Source organism: Pseudomonas sp. RIT357 (assembly GCF_000632245.1).
Classification (GTDB): Bacteria; Pseudomonadota; Gammaproteobacteria; order Pseudomonadales; family Pseudomonadaceae; genus Aquipseudomonas; species Aquipseudomonas sivasensis.
Map to the genome: position 1 here is coordinate 85,178 of NZ_JFYX01000011.1, position 20,307 is coordinate 105,484.

A 20,307-nucleotide genomic window follows, 5' to 3' on the forward strand; every position below is an offset into this window, starting at 1 on the left:
GCGTTACATCAAGCTTCGCTGGCGACGCGCAGCGGGCGTTCACGCACGGCGGTGGCTGGCTTGTCTTTTTCCAAGCGCATGCAGCTTTCCAGGAACAGGTACATGTAGTCATAGCTCTTGCACACGGCCTGGCGCAGCTCTGCCTGCAACGCCTTGGTCGGGTTCATGCCGGCCAGAGTGCAGATGATTTCCAGGGCTTCCCAAGGGTGAGCGTCGTCGTACTGGGCGTGCATCTTCAGCCACTTCATCGCACGCTTGCGGTCTTCCTCGGGGAAAGCCGCCGCGTACACGCCGGTGGAACAGACCACGGCCGACCACTCCCCAGTCGCCCCCTCGATGGCATAGTTAGTCGCAGCCACGGCCACGATCAACGAATCGGATGAGCTGGTGTGCCAACACCAATGACTCAGCGCATGCAGCTCCGGCGGTACATTCTGGGCCTGCAGCTCTTCGAGGCTGACTCCGTGGGCGCGGGCCCAATGCACCCAATAGTCGGCGTGGTTCAGCTCCACGCGGATATTGCGCATCAGCCAACGTCGCGCCATGTCCTCTCCTGGATGGCGCGCAAATTTGGTCTTGGTGAGGTTCTGTGCCATGTACAAGGCAAACTGTTCCACCACAGGCCAGCCACCAATGAGGTAGTGACGCATGGTCTTGGCGCTGAGCGTGTTGTCACGCATGCGTTGGTACAGTTCGTGCTCGACAACTCGGCGCTTGCTCTCGCTACAGTCCTGGATCAATTGCTGAGCCCAGACGGGGTAGCTTGAGGCTTCCATAAGCGGGCCGGTTCTGTTGAAGGTGTCGATCACTGTTAAGGCTCCTTTTTAAGTGTGATTTACAGACCAGCAAATGTTTCAGCGGAATGTGCCGGGCGCCTTCAATAACAGAGGCTGCGGCCGCACAGGTCGACACTGCAAACTATCAAAGGTAAACAATTGCGGTCGTTCAATCAGGTAGCCCTGAGCGTAATCCACACCAATATCGAGTAACGCCTGTTCGATGTGCGGTGTTTCAACAAACTCGGCAATTGTGCGCTTACCCATGACGTGGCCGATGTGATTGATCACTTCGACCATTGCGCGGTTAATCGGGTCGTCCAGCATATCCTTTACGAAACTTCCATCGATCTTCAGGAAGTCTACAGGTAAATGTTTCAGATACGCGAACGAGGACATCCCGGCGCAAAAGTCATCCAGGGAGAAATGGCAACCTAAGGCCTTGAGTTCATTAATAAAGCGAATGGCACTGCCTAAATTTGCTATTGCGCTGGTTTCAGTTATTTCAAAACAAATCATTTCTGGCGGGATGCCGTAAGTGCCGAATTTCTCATGTAAAAACCCGAGAAAATCATCATCGCCAATGGTGATTCCTGACAGATTTATCGCACACATGGCCATAGGCCGGCCCGGACGCTCGTGCATGCAACGGGCGATGATCTTGAACACGTTCTCGACCACCCAACGGTCGAGGGACGTCATCAAACCGTAACGCTCGGCGGCAGGGATAAAGCTGTCGGGGAGGATGGTCCGACCCGCCTCATCATGCAGGCGAAGCAGGATTTCGATATGCCCGTTGCCAGCATCGGTATTTCCCAGCGGTGAGATTTCCTGGGCGTACAGGCAAAACCGGTTCTCCTCCAGTGCCATGTGCAGGCGCTGCACCCAGGCCATCTCGCCAAAACGCACGGACAGCTCCGAGTCGTCAGCGTGGTAAACCTGCACGCGGTTGCGGCCTTTTTCCTTGGCCATGTAGCAGGCCATATCGGCGGCGCGCAACGAAGTCTCCAAGGTGGTCGGGGTTTGCGAGATATGCACCAGGCCGATGCTCACGGAGGTCATGAACGGCCGGCCCTTCCACACAAAATGCAGGCTCTGCACCGTGTGGCGCAGGCTCTCGGCGATTTTTTCCGCCGCAGCCGCCGGGCAATTCTCCAGCAGGATGCCGAATTCGTCGCCGCCCAGGCGCGCCAGGGTGTCGCCCTCACGCAGGTCCGATTGCAGCAGCGCGCAGATATGCCGCAGCAACTCATCTCCCGCCGCATGGCCGCAGGTGTCGTTGACCAGCTTGAACTGGTCGAGGTCGAGGAACATCAACGCATGCCGCCCGCCCTCAGGTTGCTGCGCCATGTGCAGGACCTGTTCCAGCCGGTATTCAAATTCGCGGCGGTTGGCCAGGCCGGTCAAGGCGTCATGCGTGGCCTGCCACGACAGGTTGGCAATGTATTGGCGCTCCTGGGTCATATCGTGCAGCACCAGCACCGCACCGCTGATTTTGCCGGCGCTTCTGATCGGTGCGCCCACCAGGGTGACGGATACCGTACTGCCGTCCAGGCGCTGGATGGTTTTTGAATGCTCACTGCCCCCCTTAAACTGCCCCTTGACGATGTGCTCGATCAGGGTAAATCCATCGGGTTGGGCGTCGTCATCCAGCAGGTTGAACAGCGCCGCCAGGGGCAGGCCCTGAGCCTGGCCAGAGTTCCAGTGGGTCATGGCCTCGGCGGCGGGGTTCATATAGGTGATTGCACCGTCTACATCGGTGGTAATCACCCCGTCGCCAATTGACTCCAGGGTGATCTGCGCCCGCTCCTTCTCGGCCTGCAAGGCATCGGCGAAGGCATGACGCTGCGTCAGCAGCTTATGGGTACGCAACAGCGCCAGCACGATCAGGCCCAGGGCGGTTGCCAGGTTGGTGATCAGCAGCAACCGCAGAATCATGCGCGAGCCTTCGCCCAGAGCATCGCTGAAGGCCTTGGCAGCCGGCGTCACGCCTTCGTTGATGGCCGTGATATGGGCCTTCCACTGCCGCACATCGTTAGGGTTGACTTGATCGGCCCTGATTGCGCTGTGCATCTCGCGGGCCAGTTCATCCAGTTGAACCAGGTAGCCATCCCCTACTGTCCACAGTTCGATGGCTTTTTCCAGGTAGCTGAAATGTCGGAAGTTGAGGTACAGCCAGATCAGGCTGTTGACGTCATCCGGATGGTTGCCGCCCTTGAGAATGCCCAGACGTGCGGCCTCCAAGTCAGGCTTGGGGCGGTCCAGGGCAATGCGCAGTTCGTGCCCGCCCTGAGGCACGGCGATGGCTTGCTGGTATTTGAGGTAGGTGGCTTGGTCGCGGTTGTCGGCATAGAGCGTCAGATAATAGATGGCGTCCTTCTGGCCCTTGGACCATAAGCTCTCGCCGCCCACATAGCCTCGTACCGCTGAGAGCATGTAGAGACTGACGCAGCCCAATAATGCCTGGAACAGCACGACGGCGATAAAGGGCCAGACAATGCCCAACAGCCTAGGCGTTCCTAGAGTCCGCTTTTGCTTCATGAATTCCCTTGCATATGCACTGCTGGATACGCACGCAAAACACTCATTCGGATAGCACAGCCTAGGCTAAATCAACGTACTTGTTGCAAATGCCCATACAGTTTTGCGTACAAACCACCATCGGCAATCAACTGCTGATGGTCGCCATCCTCAGCGATATGACCACCGTCAAACACTAAGACTCGATCGGCTTGTTTTACCGCCGACAGACGGTGCGCGATGATCAGTGTAGTACGCCCGCTGAGGAACCGCGCCAGCGCCTGATGCAGGTTGTATTCAGTGGCGGCATCCAGGGCGGAGGTCGCTTCGTCGAGTATCACCACTTTGGGTTCGGCCAACACCATGCGCGCAATCGCCAGGCGCTGACGCTGGCCACCGGAAAAACGCACCCCGGAACGCCCCACTACGCTGTCCAGACCCTGGGGCAACGCTTTAACCGTAGCCTCCAACTGGGCAATTTCAAGGGCCTGCCAGCAGGCCTGGTCACTGCGCTCGCGGCCCATGGTCAGGTTGGCACGCACGGTATCGTTGAACAGCGCCGGGTGTTGCAGCACCACCGCGACGTGCTCGCGGATAGTCTCGAGGCCGATCTCCTGCTGGGTTGCACCGCCAAATCGGATAGTGCCCGCCTGCGGCGTGTACAGCCCGAGCAGCAGTTGCACCAGGGTGCTTTTACCGCCACCGCTGGCGCCGACAATCGCGACTTTTTCGCCGGGAGCAATTTGCAGGTTCAGTTGATCGAGCACCAGATCATCGCCATAACCGAAGTCCAGGCCGCGCACTTCGATGCCGACGGTTTCACGCCCGGAAAACGGGTCTTCACCACCGGCGTATTGCGGCTCGTCGGCACGCGCCAGCAGCTCATTGATGCGCGTCAGCGCCCCACCCGCCGCGTAATAGGCGTATTGCAGGTTCAATAATTGTTCGACCGGGCCGATCATGAACCACAGGTAGCTGAACACCGCGAGCATCTGGCCGATGGACAGGTCGGAAAACAGCACGGTGAGCATTGCCGCTGCGCGGAAGATGTCGATGCCGAACTGGAACAGCAACCCGCTGGCGCGGCTGGACGCGTCGGTTTTCCACTGGGAATGGATCGCGTAGTCACGCACTTCCTGGGCGCGCTGGCCCAGGCGCCCGAGGAAAAAGCCCTGGCGGTTGCCGGCGCGGACTTCCTGGATAGCGTCAAGGGTTTCAGTCAGGGCTTGGGTGAAGCGTGAGGTGCTGTCGTTTTCCAACTTCTTGAGGTGTTTGACGCGCTTGCCCAACTGTACCGTAGCGTAGATCACCAACGGGTTGAACAGCAGGATCAGCAATGCCAGTTGCCAGTGCATCCACACCAGGATCGCCGAAGTACCGATCAGCGTCAGCATCGCCACCAGAAAGCGGCTGAGGGTTTCGCCGACGAATTTATCCAGGGTATCCAGGTCGGTGACCAGGTGAGTGGTGACCGTGCCGCTGCCCAGGCTTTCGTATTCGCCCAGGGAGATGCGCTTGAGCCGCTCGATCAGACGCACGCGAATGCGGTACACAATGTCCTTGGCCAACCGCGCAAACAGCCGCGCCTGTACCACGTTGAACACCAGTGCGCCGCAACGCAGGGCCAGGGTGACCACCAGCATCAGGCCGATATAACCGGCGGCCTTCTGCCAACCCAGGGGCAGTGCGTGATTCATCAACTTGAGCGCGGCATCACCATGGCCCAGCAGCACTTCGTCCACCAGCAACGGCAACAGCAAGGGGATGGGCACACTGCACAAGGTCGCCAGCACGGCAACGCCATTGGCGATCCACAGGGATTTCTTGTGACGCAAGGCCAGGCGGCGAATTTCCGCCCAGGTCAGACGGTCAATGCGTTTAGGCTCATCCTGCACAGGTTGCTCGCTCCAGCCATCGGGCGAGCAATGGCGACAGTTCCGTCAGCGGCTGATAGCCGTTGGTGAGCAATGCCAGTTGACCATTGCGCTCGGCCAACAACGTCGGGAAACCAGCGATACCCAGGTCCTGCACCCACGTAAAGTCCGCCGCCGTGGCCGCGTGCTGCTCGGCGCGGTCAAACGCACCGGCAAACTCGATACGCGGGATGCCCGACTGCTCGGCCAGTTCCACCAGCACGCTGGCGAGGGTCACGTCGCGGCCCTCCACATAAAACGCACGTTGGATCAGGCCCAGCAGTTTCCAGGCACAATCCGGAGCCAGGCTACGGGCGGTGACGATGGCGCGGCAGGCCGGCTCGGTGTCATACACAAAACCATCGGGCAGCGCGCCTTCGCGCTTGAACGGCTGGCCCGTGGCGTCAGTGACGGCCTGCCAGTGTTCGAGGATGTAGCGTCGGGTCGTCGGCTCCAGCGCCGCGCCACTGCCGGTGCGCAAGCCGCCCACCACCAGGTGCACGTCCACACCGGCCGCTTGGGCCTGCTCAACCAGCGCCTGCGCCACCGGGGCAAAGCCCCAGCACCAGGAACACATCGGATCCATTACATAGAGCAGGCGCGCGGACATAGGTCAGGCCTCGGAAGGGGTTTGCTTGTAGTTGAAGCCAATCGGGTGCGGCATATTGCGGGCCTTGGCCAGTTCAATCTGCTTTTGCCGGTCGATCGCGCTGCGGCGGGTTTTCTCCGGCAGCTTATCCCAGCAATGAGGGCAGCTGATGCCGGCCACGTAGTGCTCGGAGGCGCGGTCTTCGACGCTCACAGGTGTGCGGCAGGCATGACATTGATCGTAGTCGCCTTCGCTCAAGTCGTGGCGAACGGTCACGCGATTATCGAAAACAAAGCAGTCGCCCTGCCATTTGGTTTCTGCCTGAGGCACCTCTTCGAGGTACTTCAGGATGCCGCCCTTAAGGTGGTAAACCTCGCCATAACCTTCGCTGAGCATGTAGCTCGACGCTTTCTCGCACCGAATGCCGCCGGTGCAGAACATGGCGACTTTCTTGTGCTTGGCCGGGTCGAAGTTGGCTTTGATATAGTCGGGAAATTCGCGAAAGCTGGTGGTTTTCGGGTCGATTGCGCCTTCAAAGGTGCCAATGGACACTTCGTAGTCGTTACGAGTGTCGATCAGCAGCACTTCCGGGTCGCTGATCAGGGCATTCCAGTCTTTCGGGTCGACGTAGGTGCCGACCTTTTTGTTCGGGTCGACGCCTTCTACGCCCAGGGTCACGATCTCTTTCTTGAGCTTGACCTTGGTGCGGTAGAACGGTTGGTCCTCGCAGTACGACTCTTTGTGATCGATGTCGTCCATGCGTGGGTCGTTCTTCAGCCAGGCCATCAGGCCATCAATGCCTTCGCGGCTACCGGAAACGGTGCCGTTGATGCCTTCTTCGGCGATCAGCAAGGTGCCTTTGATGCCGTTGTCGACCATCGCCTGCAGTAAGGGCTCGCGCAGAGCGACGTAATCTTCGAGGGTGACGAACTTATACAGTGCCGCCACGACAATCGGTTGAGTCATGGGTGTTCTCTCCAGGTGGCTACCCTCGTAAAGGGTGAACCGGATGCAAAAAAAACGCGCCGGCTAAGCGGCGCGTTGCGGATTCTATCAGGGATAACCCGTCAATGTCCGCCGGCGCAGGTCGGCGAGGCCGGGGCTGCGTCGATTGTCGCCCATTCTTCAGGCGTGTAGGTATGCAGCGCCAGCGCATGAAACTCGCTCATCAGGTCACCCAGGGTGGCGTAGACCTTCTGGTGGCGCTTGACGCGATTGAGCCCTTCGAACTGCTGACTGACCAGCACGGCCTTGAAGTGGGTCTGCAACCCACGGCTGTGCATATGGCTTTCATCCAGCACGCTCAAGTGTTGCGGGTCCAGGGCGGCGAGCGCCGTTTCGATACGCTGTTGCATGATCATTCCTGCTTACTTCTTCTTGGCCGGAGCGGCTTTAGGCGTCAGCTCGTTGGTCATGTCTTCCAACAGCTTGTTGACCACCGGAACGGCGCTTTCCAGCTTGGCCTGAGTCATCTGGGCCGATTGCTGGGTCAGTTGTGGCATTTTTTCCAGGACTTTCTTGCCCAGTGGCGACTGGTAGAACGCTACCAGGTCCTTGAGCTCGGATTCGCTGAAATTGGTGGTGTAGAGCTTGACCATGTCCGGCTTCAGCTTCGGCCAGCCGATAGCTTGGTCCAGGGCGGCGTTGGCCTTGGCCTGGTAACTGTCCAGTACGGACTGCTTGGCGGCAGGCGCCTTAGTCTGCTCGAAACGCTGGGCGAACATTTGCTGCACTTGCATGTACACCGGGGTACCCAGCTTGTCGGCATGGGCCAGGGTAAGGAAGGCTTCGGCACTGGCGTTGTGGCTGGCGGTATCGGCAAAAACCTGGCCGCTGGCGCAAACCAGAGCAACCGCGGTACAGATGGCACGAAGACGAGTCATCGAGTTTCCTTTCTAGCTGGCGAGGTAAGACCCCAAGGGCGCCCATTCTGCGCCTAAAAAACCTCGCGGCTCAACCCCAGGCCTTGCCGGGCGCGGATTGCCCGATGAAAAGTCTTTTAGGGAACCCACTAGGTCAATCACGGCCTAAACTGCGCAAACGAACCTAAGGAGTGTGCCCGATGAGCCGTATCGAAACCGACAGCCTGGGAGAAGTGCATGTCCCGGATGACGCTTACTGGGGCGCCCAGACCCAACGCTCGCTGGTGAATTTCGCCATCGGCGACCAGCGCATGCCCTTGCCGGTATTGCACGCCCTGACCCTGATCAAAAAGGCAGCCGCCCGGGTCAACGACCGCAACGGCGACCTGCCCGCCGACATCGCCCGCCTGATCGAACAGGCCGCCGATGAAGTCCTCGCCGGCAACCATGACGACCAATTCCCATTAGTGGTGTGGCAGACCGGCAGCGGCACCCAGAGCAACATGAACGCCAATGAAGTGATCGCCGGCCGTGCCAACGAACTGGCAGGCAATCAACGCGGCGGCAAGAGCCCGGTACACCCAAACGACCATGTGAACCGTTCCCAGAGCTCCAATGATTGCTTCCCGACGGCCATGAGCATTGCGGCGGTGCAGGCCGTTCATCAACGTTTGTTACCGGCGATCGCTACGCTTTCCGGCGGTCTGGCCGAGCAAGCCGCGCGGCATATGAAGCTGGTCAAGACCGGCCGCACGCACATGATGGACGCCACGCCGATCACGTTCGGCCAGGAACTCTCGGCGTTTATCGCCCAACTCGACTACGCCGAACGCGCCATCCGCAGCGCCCTGCCCCAAGTGTGTGAACTGGCCCAGGGCGGCACGGCCGTGGGCACCGGGCTCAATTCGCCCCATGGTTTTGGCGAGGCCATTGCAGCCGAGTTGGCAGCGCTCTCGGGGCTGCCGTTCGTCACCGCACCGAACAAATTCGCCGCCCTCTCCGGCCATGAGCCGCTAGTGACGTTGCACGGCGCCCTGAAAACCCTAGCCGTCGCCCTGATGAAAATCGCCAACGACCTGCGCCTGCTCGGTTCCGGACCGCGCGCTGGGCTTGCGGAAGTGAAGCTGCCGGCCAACGAGCCGGGCAGTTCGATCATGCCGGGCAAGGTCAACCCGACGCAGTGCGAAGCGCTGTCGATGCTCGCCTGCCAAGTACTGGGCAACGACGTGACCATCGGTATCGCCGCGAGCCAGGGACACTTGCAGTTGAACGTGTACAAGCCGGTGATCATCCACAACCTGCTGGAGTCGATCCGCCTGCTCGCCGATGGCTGCAATAACTTTCAGGAGCATTGCATTGCCGGCCTGGAGCCCGACGCCGAGAAAATGGCCGAACACCTGGAGCGCGGACTGATGCTGGTGACGGCGCTCAACCCGCATATCGGCTACGACAAATCAGCAGAGATCGCCAAGAAAGCCTACGCCGAGGGACTGACGTTACGGGAAGCCGCGCTGGAGTTGGGCTACCTCACTGACGAAGAGTTCGACCAGTGGGTACGCCCGGAAAATATGCTCGAAGCCGGGCATTAAGACGCCAAACGCAGCCGCCGGGCCTTGAGCCCGGCGAGCAACGACGGCGCCAGCGCGACAGTCGCCGACCCCAGCACCACCACCAGCGCCCCGGCATAGCCCAGGGCGTTGATCTCTTCGGCCTGCACGTAGTCCGGCCATAGCCAGGCCGCCAAGGCGACCGCCACAAAGGTCACCAGCGGCGTGAGCGCCAGGGTCGCACTCACCCGCGAGGCTTCCCAATGGGCCAGGGCTTCGGCAAACGCGCCGTAGGCCACCAGCGTATTCATGCAGCACGCCAACAGCAGCCAGCCTTGCAGCGGGCTCAGTTGCAGCGCTTCCAACGGATGGGCCCAGGGCGTGAGCAACAAAGCGCAGGTGAGGTAGATCACCATCATGACTTGCAGCGAATTCCACACGGTCAACAATTGCTTCTGACCCAAGGCATAGAACACCCAGATCGAGGTGGCGAGCAGGATCGTCAGCACCCCGGCGGTGTAAGTGCCGAGGGACGTCAGTAATTCCTCCAGGCGCTGGTTGAAGAACAGGCCGAAGCCTGCGATCAAGACGACCAATCCCACCACTTGCCCGCGGCTGAAACGCTCCTTGAACACAAACACGCTGGCGATCATCAAAAAGATCGGCCCCATCTGCACGACCAACTGTGCGGTGCCGGGGCTGAGCGATTTCAGGCCCACCAGGTACAACACGTAGTTGCCCACCAGGCCGCATACCGCCATCGCCACCAGCCAACCGCCCTTGGGGCCGAGCACTTTGCGGCTGGGCAGACGCTTGGTGGCCGCAAGGTAGACGAACAGACAACCGCCGGCCACGGTCAGACGAAACCAGGTGACGGTGATCGGGTCCATCACCTGCAGCACTTGCTTGAGTTTGATCGGCAGAATGCCCCAGAGGAACGCGGTCAGCAGGGTCAAGCCAAAGCCATAGACCCAGCGGCCGGAAGAGATGTGCATGAGTGCCCCAAAAAACCAGAGGTGGAGGAGCTGGCATTCTAGGGCGATGCGGTGTGTTTTGGGTATCGATCATTCATCTGCCGCAGACCGAGTCATGGCACCCCCATCACCAGTACACCGCTGCCGCTGATAGCCCCCGGAGTCGGCAGTGAGCCGGTTCGCCGCACCAGCGAAAACGTCACATCGTCTCCGCCCACACTGTTGGTGATTCGGGTGAGGAATGAACCGTTAACGGCTACCGCAGCCCCGCCGCGCACGAGCGCCGTGCCCACGTCGGCATTGCTCATGAGCAACAGCCGCGAGTCGAACGAGGAGCGCGTGCCTTTATAAGTAATGGTGATCGGTGTGTTGATTCCGCCGTCCGGGCAGGAGTAAGTGAGTCTGCGGTTACTGACCACGGACGTTGACAGCGGATCGGTGCCGATTGCCCGTTGGTGGACGTCGCCGAAGTTGATTTCGATCGGGTTGTTATTGTTGATCGTGCAGGTTGAGGGCGAGATGGTGAAATTGTTGGCGGCGTAATAAGTGACCGTCAGACTCGCCGAGGATGTGTCGTAATTGTTTGTCTGCTGCAGACGCAGCACGCCGAGGGCGTCCCCTACGCGAATGTCGATGGGGTTGCTGGGATTGTTACGCAGCATGATGTAAGGGGTCACATTGATGGGATAACCGATGAGGTTATTGGGCATCGTGGCGATATAAATGCCGTTGGGAACGGGATTGTTGTAAAACGCTCCATTTATACGAAGGCCGGTGATTTGGGCGGCAAACTTTGGGCCTGGAGTCCAGGCCGAACCGACACTGGTCGAGGTTCGCCAGTAGTCCTCTCTCGAGGGAGGAAAGCCCGGGAAGGGTTTAAACCTGCACTCCAGATTCGCGCCCTCAAGCATGATACGTGTCTTATCAGCATCCGCCTGAACCCTGACGGGAACCTGCAGGTTAGGGTTTCCGCCTATCCACGCCCCACCGTCTACCCGGCACTCAGCAGCGCGCAAGTTTGTAGTCACGCCAATCAAGACGAGAAGCACCGTGGTTCCAAATAATCGTTTCATTTCTAATCTCTCTTTGCCTGTCTCCCCGCGTGGCCCAACGCGCTTTCACCGTGTGCGTCAAAGCCGCCCGAGAGAGCGTTGAGGTTCGCCTGAGGCTTTTTATGTGCACTGCCACCACCTTCAATGTCGGCAGTGACGAAAAGGTGATGTCCACTGACGTAATGAGGGGCACTGGCAAGCTGTCGTGAAAAATCCGAATACTCATCGCACGTCACACCGTGCCTTGCAGCCCCCCCCCGGAGGCGCTGGAGGTTAGCCAAGGCCACTTTCAGCTGTGAACGATTACGGATAGTCCAATGTAAAAGTGGAGGTCACCGTGTACGCGCCGTGCCCGATGGTTTGATCCCTGATCGCATTCGGCTCGCCCTGTACGTAGGCCTTGAGCTCAATGACATTGCTGCCATCGCTCAGCAGTTGCCTGTCGCTGACGGCATTCAAGGGCAAGGGCTTGTCACTCAGCGTTTCCATGCCCACCCCGATCCCCGAGGCACCACTGCCGCCATCGAGCGCGAGCAAACCAGGCAGCGCGGTGTTTTCCGTGCCGCCGAACATGATGGTCACCGAGTCGCCGATCGTGGTGTCACAATCCTCCAGGTGCAGCCTGAAACGCTTGCCCACGGATCGCGTGTTGAGATAGAGGTATTTGCTGGTCAGGTCCCACAATTCCAGCGTTACGGCCTCGTCACCGGGGCGCAGTGTGCAGGCCTCTTCAACCAGGTTGCCCTTGAAGCTCAGGTTGTCCGCCGCATACCCCAAGGGGGTCAGGCCGAGGACGAGCAGCACTGCCAACGCACCCTTATGCACAATTTCATATCGCATCGACTCAGCTCCTACTGGTATTCGGCCAACAACGTGGCCACCGCCGTAAAACGGGCCGGCGTCAGGACTGCCCCGGGCTGTTGCACCGGAACGACTTCCAATGTCGGCGGTGACGACAGGGTGATGTCCATTGGCGTATTGAGGGGCAATGGCAGGCTGTTCTGAAAAACCCGAATACCCAGCGCCGGCACGCTGGTCTGCACGGCAGAGCCATCAAACGCGGTGGGGGTGCCGTTGACACTCAACTTCAACGCCCACGGCAACGTGTCGGTGCCGCAATTAATCGCGTAACCGATACCTTTTCGGTATTTCACACCATCAATGCGCTTGACCCCGACGTCGCCAAAGTCGACTTCAATGGTCTTGCCACCTTCAATCGTGCAGGGTGGCGGCTCGTTCAACGTACCGCTGAACGTCAGGTTGGCCGATGCAACATTGCACAGGCCGATGGAGCACAGCGCGAGCAATGCTCGCTGTGGCCAAACCTTCATTGGTCGTTCCTCATATAGGTCGCCGTCATTGGTAATCGACCACAAGGGTCGCAGCGGCATCGAACGCCCCGCCGCTCAGTTGGCTGCCCGCGCGTTTGACGGGCACCGCCTGCACCACCGGGAAATTGGGATAGGTAAAGTTCACCCGGGTGTTGAGCGGCCAGTCAGCGCCGTTCACGAACAGCTTGACCCCAAGGTCCGCCTTGCGCGTAGAGAGCACGCGGCTGTCAAACGAGGCGCCTGTGCCGTTGAGCGCCAGGGTCAACGCATTGCTGTGGGGAGCGCTGCAGGTGACGGTGTACGGCACATCGCGACGATAATTCACCCCGTCCACCCGTGACGTCTGCAAGTCATTGCCAAACGGCACGTCCAGCGTATTGCCACTGTTAATGACACACGGCGGAGGGGCAATGATGACCGCGCGAATCGTCAAATTGGTCTGTGCCTGCACACTCTGGCTGACGGCCCCTATCAGGCAAACAGCGATCAGAACGGCCCGTGGGCTGATTGGTCTATCCATCGCTCTGCCCTTACTCATAGTTGAGCCTGAAATCCACCACGGCCCTGAATGCTCCACTGGTCAGTGGCGCAGCGGTGCGTGTGGGCCGTACGTGCCAGGTCTGAATGTTGCGTCCCACGGGCAGAAACAAAGCTTCGCCCCTTGAACCCAACTGGACGTCCCGGCCCAGGGCGTCGGTCAATTGCAGGCCCATCCCGGTGATGCCTTGCACTTTGACCAGCCGTGGATCATCGGGATCGGCAGGCGCAGAAAACGCCACCGACAGCACGGGTTGGTAGGCACTCCATACCAGGTTGCCGGTGCGTTCACTGCGCACGCGGCCGGCGGTGCGCTGGCAATCGGTAAAGCGCAGTTGAAAAGCCTTTGCAGTCGCCTGGTCACCGGGCCGCTGCAGCTGGCTGCTCGACACGGCGTCCAGATCAACCGTTTGATGCAGTGACGCCATCTCCAGGCTGCAAGGCGATTCATGCATGGACCCGAGCACATTCAGCATCCCGCTCATACCTTCAATATCCTCGTCATCCTCGGCGTGTACGCCCATCGCCAGGATCCACAACAAGCTGCCCAAGACCTTCACATTGTTCGATTTCATGACGTTCTCCAGCCGCATTACTCTTTCGGCAATGCGGCCTGCGTGTTCACCTGGCACGTGTTGCCATTGCAGGTGAAGGCCAGAAGCGGACGGCCGCCGTAATCATTCACATAGGCCAGGTAAGGGGCCGTACCCAGTGCGCTGGCCGTGGGGCCCAAGGTCAATGCGTCTTTGGGCGGGATCATCAGCGGCGCGAAGCCCGGCGCGGTTTTGCCGTCCTTGCTGCTGCGCGCATCCACTAGGGTCACGTAATAAGGCGTCGGGTTGTTAACCCGGTATTGATCGCCTTCGCGGGTCAGGGTCAGTTTCTGCTGCCAGGGGTTGGACAGGTCTTGCTGGCTTGGCGTAATAGCTTGTGGTCGATAGAACAACTTGATGCGGGTCTGCAATGCAATTTGCAGGGTGTTGGATTTATCGCTGCGCGGCGGGATTTCCCTCAAGTTGAAGTAGTAGACCGTCTCCCGATCCTGCGGTAACGACTTGGCTGCCGGTAAAGCCTGAACTTTCACCTGGCTTTGTTTACCAGGCTCCAAGCGTTGAACCGGCGGGAGCACGATCAAGGGCGAGGTGATTTTTTTACCCGCCTCATCCTCAATCCAGCCTTGGGCCAGATACGGCAGCTGGGTATTGTTGTTGGTAATGCTCACGCTGGTGGCATCTTTGCCGCCATCAAAAATCACGCGGGTACGGTCCAGGCCGACGGCGGCGCCGGCGCTCTGGCTCAAACCCAGAGCCAGGAGCGCGAAAGCCGGAGGGGTGAGGCGCATATCAAGCATCATGAGGCTGTGTTCTCCGTATCAATAAGTTCCCCGGTCAGCGTGGCTGGCCCGGGCAAAGATGGGGTTGCGGCGATCCTGTGGCAGCCCAGTTGCAAGGTGTCCGTCAAACCATCAACGGGCAGGATGGCGGGAAGCGTAAGGACGCATTGTTCGTCGCCGCCCCAACTGACGACCATCTGCTCGCCAGCCCGCAAGCCACTCAGGTAGACACTGCCGCTGTCATTCACAATCCCGGTGTCCTGTTGCTTCATGTTCTTCACCGTCGCGCCGAAGGGCGGTGAACTGCCATCCGGCAGGCGCAGAATGGCCATGGCTTTTTCGCCGGCAATCACATCCAGCGCGCGGTAACCAATCGCTCCTTCGGTGAGCGTTAACTGCGTGACCGACTCAGTCGCTTCGACATTGCTCGGCAAGCGCTCCAGATCAACGCTGGCCACCGTACGCTGGTAGCTGCTGATGTCGGAGATGACAGCCTTGCCAAAGACGTTACTGCGAGTCGGTGAGCCGTAACCGCGAACAGGTACATCGGGCACCCCACCGGTATCGATCATCAGGCGCGTGCCGCCGGTGCTGGTGGTACGGTGCAGAGCCGCACCGTGGGCCGTGAGCGTGCCACCACCACGGGCAGACACACCCAGGCTGCTGTAGCCACCCTCTTGCGTACTGGCGCTGATATCGATGTCGGCCTGATCCCCCATATGACTCAGATACCCACTGCCGTAGGCATTGCTGGCACTGAGCTGGTAGCTGTTGCGCTCATCGATCCGATCGCTGTAGCGGGTTGCAAAGGTGTTCTTGCCGGCGGCCCTGTTGGCATCCGCCGACAGGGTGCCGGTGCGTCCAAACGGCAGGCTGACCGTCAGCGCCATGCCGTTGTCGTTGTAGTTGTATTCCTGGGTGCGATACATATTCAGGGACAGGTTCATATTCTTGACCGTGCCCAGATTGAAGTAACGCGACAACGACAGGTTCCAACGCTGAGTGTCCGGCCGGTCCCAATAGGTTTGCTTGTGGTAACTGGCGTAGACGGTAGCGCCCAGGTCACGAAACTGTTTGTTGACCGTCACCGTATAAAGCGCCTTGCTGCCGCCAATAGGCTTCCAGCCCTCGCTTGAATCGCGATAATCGCCGCGCCCGCCGAGTTCGCCGTTCAACCCGTAATGCCGGGCGTCCAGGTACTCACTCATACTCAAGAAATTCTTCTCGGAAAACCGGTAACCGGCGAAGGTCACCTGGCTGTCATACTCTTCAAAGTTCTTGGAGTATTGAAGGCGGTAGGATTTACCCGAGAGCGTCTCGTTCCACACATGGGCGCGCGACTGCGTCACGTCCAGCGAAACGGCGCCGAACGCCAGCAAGTCGCGCCCTGCGCCCACGGACAAGGCTCGGTAGTTGTTGTCGGTCATGCCGCCGCCGAACAACGACCAGCCATTGCTGATCCCCCAGGAAAACTCCCCGGTACCGAAAAAGTCGCCATCCGCGCCGTATTGCAGATTGGACGGTCGACCCGCGGCCAGCTTGTAACGCACTTGGCCCGGACGCGTCAGGTAGGGAACACCCGCCGTGTCGATCTGGAAGCTGTTTACCACGCCATCCTGTTCTTCGATCCGCACGTCCAACTTGCCCGTCACCGCGTCCTGCAAGTCCTGAATGCGAAAGGGGCCTGCCGCCACCAGGGTTTCGTAGAGCACGCGCCCCTGCTGGCTGATGATGACTTTCGCATTGGTTTTGGCCACCCCGACAACTTCCGGCGCGTAACCACGCAGGTTGGGTGGTAACTGGCTTTCATCAGAGTTCAGCGCGGCACCGGTAAAGCGGAAGCTGTCAAACAGATCCGAATACAGGTAGTTCTCACCCACTAACAGGCGCGCTCTCAACGCCGGAATAGCGCGATACGCGTAGTAGCGGCTCCACTCCAGCTTTTGAGGCCCTGCGGCTTCTTGTCGGCCGCTCTCGACGCGCCCTTGCCAGTCCGCCCTGAGGCGCCAGGCACCGGCGTTAGCCCCCACGGTGCCATTGCCACTGAGGTTTTTGCGGTTACCGTCGTTTCGTTGATAGTTGGACTGCGCCGTCAGGCTGTAATCGATCAACAGCCCCGGCACGCCTTCATCCCAGCGTGAAGGCGGATCCCAGTTGATGGCGCTGTACTCAAGGTATGCCTGGGGCAAGTTGATGCTCAGCGTGGAGCTGGCCAGATCACCCTGGACGTCCATGCCAGGCAAACTTTGAATGTCCAGGCACTCGCCGCCTTTCCACCATGCCAGTTTGTCGGCTTCGGACACTTTAAGGCCCAACTGTTCCACAAGACTGTGGGACAAACAGGCCTGGCTACCCTTGGGATCATTATCGGGCGGATAGAACGCCACCGGTTGTTCAGCAATAGGCTGACCGTTTATCTGCACAACCATCGAATAAGTGCCGGGTAAAATAAACCCGCTGCGCGCAAACTGAGACAAGTCAATATTAGTGCGATCAATCAGGTCAAGAACGTCCGTATTAAACTCGATATCTGCGGCGCCCAATGCACTTCCCGCCAGTGATATAAGCCCACCAAACAGGCCCGGGCGCAGCGTATTTTTGATCTTCGCCGTATTCAACATGCATGCCTGCCCATCAATGTTCAAAAATATTCCAACTTGAACCGCACTGCGGCGCTGTGGGGTCCCGCCACCAGCGGCAGTCCATTGCCGACCAGATAGAATCTGTAGTTGAGTGTCATATCGCCCTCCGCCAACGGTGTCGGTGCCATCCGCTGACCCGGAATACTCTCTTCGCCGGCGGCGTCCACAATGTGCAGGGCGACCCCCTGCGAGTCGCCAAACACCGCAAAGGAGAGCCCTAGCCTGTCGGTGGGCCCGTCAAACGTCACTCGCATATGCTCCCAATCAGGCAGAGTTACCCCCGGGCGCAACGGGTCCGGCCGAGTCAACGAGCAATTGATCAGGCGCAACTGGAAGGGATGGTCTTCTCCGCGCGTGTTACGTAAAAGCCGGCCAACCGGCTCTGGTGGCATCTCGATGGTCTGGTCGATACTGGCCAGCTCCAACCCGCAGGCTGAGTCGACGACTTGTCCTCCAAGCAGGACAACGCCCTCGCCCTGCGAGGCCTCTTGCGCAAAAACGTAAGGGCAGACCAACGTCGTTAGTGAAGAAGCGATAGCGAAACGCATGAATGTTTTCACCTGGATCTCCCGACAGCGTCCCCCGCCACCCGCGGTGGCGGGGGAAACACTTACTGATAAGCCAAGGTGAAATTGGTGACTGCGCTGAAATCGCCAGGAGTGATGGCGCCCGTGGCGGCACCTTGGACGTAAGCCCCGAACTCCAGCGTGTTATTGCCGGCAGCAATGATCTGCGGAGTTGTAGGAACGCCAAGCTCAACCACGTCACCGCCGTGGGTCATCATGATGCCCACGCCGCCGGCGCCACCCACCGTGCCGATCGCCCCTGGAACAACGCTGGAAGGTGCTCCCGTGAAGGTCGTGGTGACGGTATTGTCGGTGAGGTTGGACAAGTCGCAGCCTTCAAGCTCGATCAGCAAACGACGGGCCTCGGACTTGCCGCCTGATTCCAACTGGTGTTTGGCGATCGCACCCAGTCGGATGGTCTGATCGACGGAGTCAGGTTTGATGGAGCAGGCGCCCGAATGTACCGAGCCCAGAAACGTGACCGTTCCATCCGCGGCCTGAGCAACGGACGCAGTCCCCGCCAAAACGCCGACAGCCAAGAGCACAGTTTTCAGTTTAGTTTTCATTCACAATTTCCCACTTATCAAATGTCATAAGGCGTCCTGCAACGCGTCAGCGCAGGACTGATTAAACGAACGGTGTGACCCGTGCCATTAAGTCGGTGACCGCCAAGTTGTTTTTCCAACTTATTGCATTGCAATTCGCGACACCGCTCAACACGGGGAAAGTTTGTACATGACGCACAAACAAGTAAGCCGTCCATTTCCCTTAACGAAGTAGCCGTGAGCCACTAACACTCGCAGGAAAAACATGGCAATCTGCCAAAACTTTAAAAAGTGCTGAAGGAATTAGACTACACGCAGATTAATGAGAATATTTTAACCAAGATTATATCTGTAAGAATGAGATTACAGGCACTAAAAAATCACCGCTCCCGTTGGAAAACCCAACTAAGCAAGCAACTAAAAGTGCGGTTTTGAGATAACTGAACAGCAGATGCGCAAAGGGAGGACAAGCCCCCCTCTGCATTGATCGAGTACGAACGACCCGAAGCGCGAAACTCAAGTGACTAGCGTGCGACCTCAAACAAACCGGTGGCGCCCATGCCGCCGCCCACGCACATGGTGACGACGCCGTAACGCAGGTTACGCCGTTGCAACTCACGCACCAGATGCCCCACTTGCCGCGAACCGGTCATGCCGAACGGGTGGCCGATGGAAATCGATCCGCCGTTGACGTTGTATTTGGCGTTGTCGATTTCCAGACGATTGCGCGCGTACAGGCACTGCGAGGCAAACGCTTCGTTGAGTTCCCACAGGTCGATATCCGCCACTTGCAAGCCACGCGCCTTGAGCAGCTTGGGCACTGAGAACACCGGACCGATGCCCATTTCGTCCGGCTCGCAGCCAGCCACGGTGAAGCCACGGAAAAACGCCTTGGGCTTGAGCCCCAGTTCCAGGGCTTTTTCCAGGCTCATCACCAGGGTCATCGAGGCGCCGTCGGACAGTTGCGACGAGTTACCCGCTGTCACCGAGCCGTCCTCGGCGAACACTGGTTTCAAGCCTTGCAGGCTCGCCAGGGTGGTGTCGGGGCGGTTGCAGTCGTCGCGATCGACCACGCCGTCGAGAATCTGCACCGCGCCGGTGTTTTTGTCCTCGACCTTATACTTGACCGCCATCGGCACGATTTCGTCATTGAACAAACCATCGGCCTGGGCTTGGGCGGTACGTTGCTGGCTTTGCAGGGCGTAGAGATCCTGTTCTTCGCGGCTGACGTTGTAGCGGCGCGCGACGATTTCGGCGGTCTGGCCCATGGGGAAGTAAATGCCCGGTACTCGCTCTTTGAGCAGCGGGTTGATCAGGTTGTCGGTGTTGACGCTTTTCATGGTCAGGCTGATGGACTCGACGCCACCGGCGACGATGATGTCGCTGCAGCCCGAGGCGATCTGGTTGGCAGCGATGGCAATCGCCTGCAAGCCCGATGAGCAGAAACGGTTGAGGGTCATGCCCGCCGTGCCAGTGCCCAGTTGCGACAGTACCGCCACGTTACGCCCGATGTTGTAGCCCTGGGCCCCCTCATTGGAGCCCGCGCCGACGATGCAATCTTCAACCGTCGCCGGGTCGATGCCGTTGCGGGTGAGCAGCGCGTTGACGCAATGAGCCGCCATGTCATCCGGACGGGTCTGGTTGAACTTGCCGCGAAAGGACTTGGCCAGGCCGGTTCGTACGCTGTCGACGATGACTACTTCACGCATGGGCTACCTCGATCTTCTGGTTGTTGGGCGATGGATCGAGGATAGATCCAGGCCCAGGCAACCGCGATGATCATTCACCCGGCATATACAAAACCATGGCTGGCTGAAGCAGTGGGGCTTTGGGGTGGGACCGCTTCGCGCCCCGGCGCTGGGCAAGCCTGCTCACGACAAAAAGCAAAGTCACCACACACCACACAACGGCAGCTCACCATAAAAAGCAAAATCACCACACACAGCCGGGTCACCACAAAAAGCACAATCACCGCAAAAAATCCTGCTCTCCTCAACCCGCACGGGTGGGGTCGATTGTTGAGGTGAATAGGCTCTTTGCGGTGAGCCTATACCTGATGGCGAACACAACCTTTGTGGTGAGCAGGCTTGCCCTGCGCTGGGCTGCGAAGCGGCCCTAAA

The 20,307-nt window shown here is 59.3% G+C and carries 19 protein-coding genes; 1 reads left to right on the forward strand and 18 read right to left on the reverse strand.

The window, feature by feature from the left end; genetic code table 11:
* Positions 1-8: 8 nt before the first annotated feature.
* From BW43_RS18200 to BW43_RS18170, 7 genes are all read right to left on the reverse strand, one after another.
* Positions 9-776: a TenA family transcriptional regulator gene (locus BW43_RS18200; RefSeq protein WP_185160056.1), complete on the reverse strand. Its 768-nt coding sequence runs from the start codon at positions 774-776 to the stop codon at positions 9-11.
* A 78-nt stretch (positions 777-854) separates the two neighbouring features.
* Positions 855-3,317 (reverse strand): EAL domain-containing protein, encoded by a 2,463-nt coding sequence (locus BW43_RS18195; protein ID WP_032885937.1) that lies wholly within the window; start codon positions 3,315-3,317, stop codon positions 855-857.
* A 71-nt stretch (positions 3,318-3,388) separates the two neighbouring features.
* Positions 3,389-5,191 carry an ABC transporter ATP-binding protein gene (locus tag BW43_RS18190; protein ID WP_032885939.1) on the reverse strand — a complete coding sequence of 601 codons (1,803 nt, stop codon included), beginning with the start codon at positions 5,189-5,191 and terminating at the stop codon, positions 3,389-3,391.
* A complete protein-coding gene (locus BW43_RS18185) occupies positions 5,181-5,786 on the reverse strand; it encodes a DsbA family protein (protein ID WP_177326424.1) in 606 nt (201 codons plus the stop codon). The genes BW43_RS18190 and BW43_RS18185 overlap by 11 nt, the downstream gene beginning before the upstream one ends.
* Positions 5,787-5,822: 36 nt before the next feature.
* Positions 5,823-6,764 carry a rhodanese-related sulfurtransferase gene (locus BW43_RS18180; RefSeq protein ID WP_032885941.1) on the reverse strand — a complete coding sequence of 314 codons (942 nt, stop codon included), beginning with the start codon at positions 6,762-6,764 and terminating at the stop codon, positions 5,823-5,825.
* A 101-nt stretch (positions 6,765-6,865) separates the two neighbouring features.
* Positions 6,866-7,159, reverse strand: coding sequence for a BolA family transcriptional regulator (locus BW43_RS18175; protein WP_032885943.1), 294 nt, complete (start codon positions 7,157-7,159; stop codon positions 6,866-6,868).
* Between the two features lie 6 nt (positions 7,160-7,165).
* Positions 7,166-7,681: a DUF2059 domain-containing protein gene (locus tag BW43_RS18170; protein WP_032885944.1), complete on the reverse strand. Its 516-nt coding sequence runs from the start codon at positions 7,679-7,681 to the stop codon at positions 7,166-7,168.
* A 179-nt stretch (positions 7,682-7,860) separates the two neighbouring features.
* Between BW43_RS18170 and BW43_RS18165 the strand changes: the two genes are divergently transcribed.
* A complete protein-coding gene (locus BW43_RS18165; RefSeq protein ID WP_032885945.1) occupies positions 7,861-9,249 on the forward strand; it encodes a class II fumarate hydratase in 1,389 nt (462 codons plus the stop codon).
* Here the strand turns inward: BW43_RS18165 and BW43_RS18160 are convergent.
* From BW43_RS18160 to BW43_RS18110, 11 genes are all read right to left on the reverse strand, one after another.
* Positions 9,246-10,202, reverse strand: a complete 957-nt coding sequence (locus tag BW43_RS18160) for a DMT family transporter (protein ID WP_032885947.1) — start codon at positions 10,200-10,202, stop codon at positions 9,246-9,248. The genes BW43_RS18165 and BW43_RS18160 overlap by 4 nt on opposite strands.
* A gap of 92 nt (positions 10,203-10,294) precedes the next feature.
* Positions 10,295-11,254 (reverse strand): fimbrial protein, encoded by a 960-nt coding sequence (locus tag BW43_RS18155; RefSeq protein ID WP_032885948.1) that lies wholly within the window; start codon positions 11,252-11,254, stop codon positions 10,295-10,297.
* Positions 11,255-11,536: 282 nt separating this feature from the next.
* Positions 11,537-12,073 (reverse strand): fimbrial protein, encoded by a 537-nt coding sequence (locus tag BW43_RS18150; RefSeq protein ID WP_032885949.1) that lies wholly within the window; start codon positions 12,071-12,073, stop codon positions 11,537-11,539.
* Between the two features lie 11 nt (positions 12,074-12,084).
* A complete protein-coding gene (locus BW43_RS18145; protein WP_032885951.1) occupies positions 12,085-12,564 on the reverse strand; it encodes a fimbrial protein in 480 nt (159 codons plus the stop codon).
* Between the two features lie 25 nt (positions 12,565-12,589).
* Positions 12,590-13,084 (reverse strand): fimbrial protein, encoded by a 495-nt coding sequence (locus tag BW43_RS18140; protein WP_032885952.1) that lies wholly within the window; start codon positions 13,082-13,084, stop codon positions 12,590-12,592.
* A gap of 10 nt (positions 13,085-13,094) precedes the next feature.
* On the reverse strand, positions 13,095-13,676 hold the full coding sequence (locus BW43_RS18135; protein WP_032885954.1) for a fimbrial protein: 582 nt from the start codon (positions 13,674-13,676) through the stop codon (positions 13,095-13,097).
* A gap of 17 nt (positions 13,677-13,693) precedes the next feature.
* Positions 13,694-14,455, reverse strand: coding sequence for a fimbria/pilus periplasmic chaperone (locus BW43_RS18130; protein WP_032885955.1), 762 nt, complete (start codon positions 14,453-14,455; stop codon positions 13,694-13,696).
* Entirely contained in the window at positions 14,452-17,055 is a 2,604-nt protein-coding gene (locus BW43_RS18125; protein WP_155989956.1) for an outer membrane usher protein, read from the reverse strand. The genes BW43_RS18130 and BW43_RS18125 overlap by 4 nt, the downstream gene beginning before the upstream one ends.
* A gap of 20 nt (positions 17,056-17,075) precedes the next feature.
* A complete protein-coding gene (locus BW43_RS18120) occupies positions 17,076-17,636 on the reverse strand; it encodes a fimbrial protein (RefSeq protein ID WP_032885957.1) in 561 nt (186 codons plus the stop codon).
* A gap of 50 nt (positions 17,637-17,686) precedes the next feature.
* The gene (locus BW43_RS18115; RefSeq protein ID WP_032885959.1) at positions 17,687-18,208 is read right to left on the reverse strand and encodes a fimbrial protein; all 522 of its coding nucleotides are present in this window, start codon (positions 18,206-18,208) and stop codon (positions 17,687-17,689) included.
* A gap of 503 nt (positions 18,209-18,711) precedes the next feature.
* Positions 18,712-19,896, reverse strand: a complete 1,185-nt coding sequence (locus tag BW43_RS18110; RefSeq protein ID WP_032885962.1) for a thiolase family protein — start codon at positions 19,894-19,896, stop codon at positions 18,712-18,714.
* Positions 19,897-20,307: the final 411 nt, after the last annotated feature.

Excerpts from the sequence above, each read along its gene's own strand:
- BW43_RS18200 (WP_185160056.1), bottom strand. The coding sequence starts at position 776 with ATGGAAGCCTCAAGCTACCCCGTCTGGGCTCAGCAATTGATCCAGGAC.
- BW43_RS18195 (WP_032885937.1), bottom strand. The coding sequence starts at position 3,317 with ATGAAGCAAAAGCGGACTCTAGGAACGCCTAGGCTGTTGGGCATTGTC.
- BW43_RS18185 (WP_177326424.1), bottom strand. The coding sequence starts at position 5,786 with ATGTGTTCCTGGTGCTGGGGCTTTGCCCCGGTGGCGCAGGCGCTGGTT.
- BW43_RS18180 (WP_032885941.1), bottom strand. The coding sequence starts at position 6,764 with ATGACTCAACCGATTGTCGTGGCGGCACTGTATAAGTTCGTCACCCTC.
- BW43_RS18175 (WP_032885943.1), bottom strand. The coding sequence starts at position 7,159 with ATGATCATGCAACAGCGTATCGAAACGGCGCTCGCCGCCCTGGACCCG.
- BW43_RS18170 (WP_032885944.1), bottom strand. The coding sequence starts at position 7,681 with ATGACTCGTCTTCGTGCCATCTGTACCGCGGTTGCTCTGGTTTGCGCC.
- BW43_RS18165 (WP_032885945.1), top strand. The coding sequence starts at position 7,861 with ATGAGCCGTATCGAAACCGACAGCCTGGGAGAAGTGCATGTCCCGGAT.
- BW43_RS18160 (WP_032885947.1), bottom strand. The coding sequence starts at position 10,202 with ATGCACATCTCTTCCGGCCGCTGGGTCTATGGCTTTGGCTTGACCCTG.
- BW43_RS18155 (WP_032885948.1), bottom strand. The coding sequence starts at position 11,254 with ATGAAACGATTATTTGGAACCACGGTGCTTCTCGTCTTGATTGGCGTG.
- BW43_RS18150 (WP_032885949.1), bottom strand. The coding sequence starts at position 12,073 with ATGCGATATGAAATTGTGCATAAGGGTGCGTTGGCAGTGCTGCTCGTC.
- BW43_RS18145 (WP_032885951.1), bottom strand. The coding sequence starts at position 12,564 with ATGAAGGTTTGGCCACAGCGAGCATTGCTCGCGCTGTGCTCCATCGGC.
- BW43_RS18140 (WP_032885952.1), bottom strand. The coding sequence starts at position 13,084 with ATGGATAGACCAATCAGCCCACGGGCCGTTCTGATCGCTGTTTGCCTG.
- BW43_RS18135 (WP_032885954.1), bottom strand. The coding sequence starts at position 13,676 with ATGAAATCGAACAATGTGAAGGTCTTGGGCAGCTTGTTGTGGATCCTG.
- BW43_RS18130 (WP_032885955.1), bottom strand. The coding sequence starts at position 14,455 with ATGATGCTTGATATGCGCCTCACCCCTCCGGCTTTCGCGCTCCTGGCT.
- BW43_RS18125 (WP_155989956.1), bottom strand. The coding sequence starts at position 17,055 with ATGTTGAATACGGCGAAGATCAAAAATACGCTGCGCCCGGGCCTGTTT.
- BW43_RS18115 (WP_032885959.1), bottom strand. The coding sequence starts at position 18,208 with ATGAAAACTAAACTGAAAACTGTGCTCTTGGCTGTCGGCGTTTTGGCG.
- BW43_RS18110 (WP_032885962.1), bottom strand. The coding sequence starts at position 19,896 with ATGCGTGAAGTAGTCATCGTCGACAGCGTACGAACCGGCCTGGCCAAG.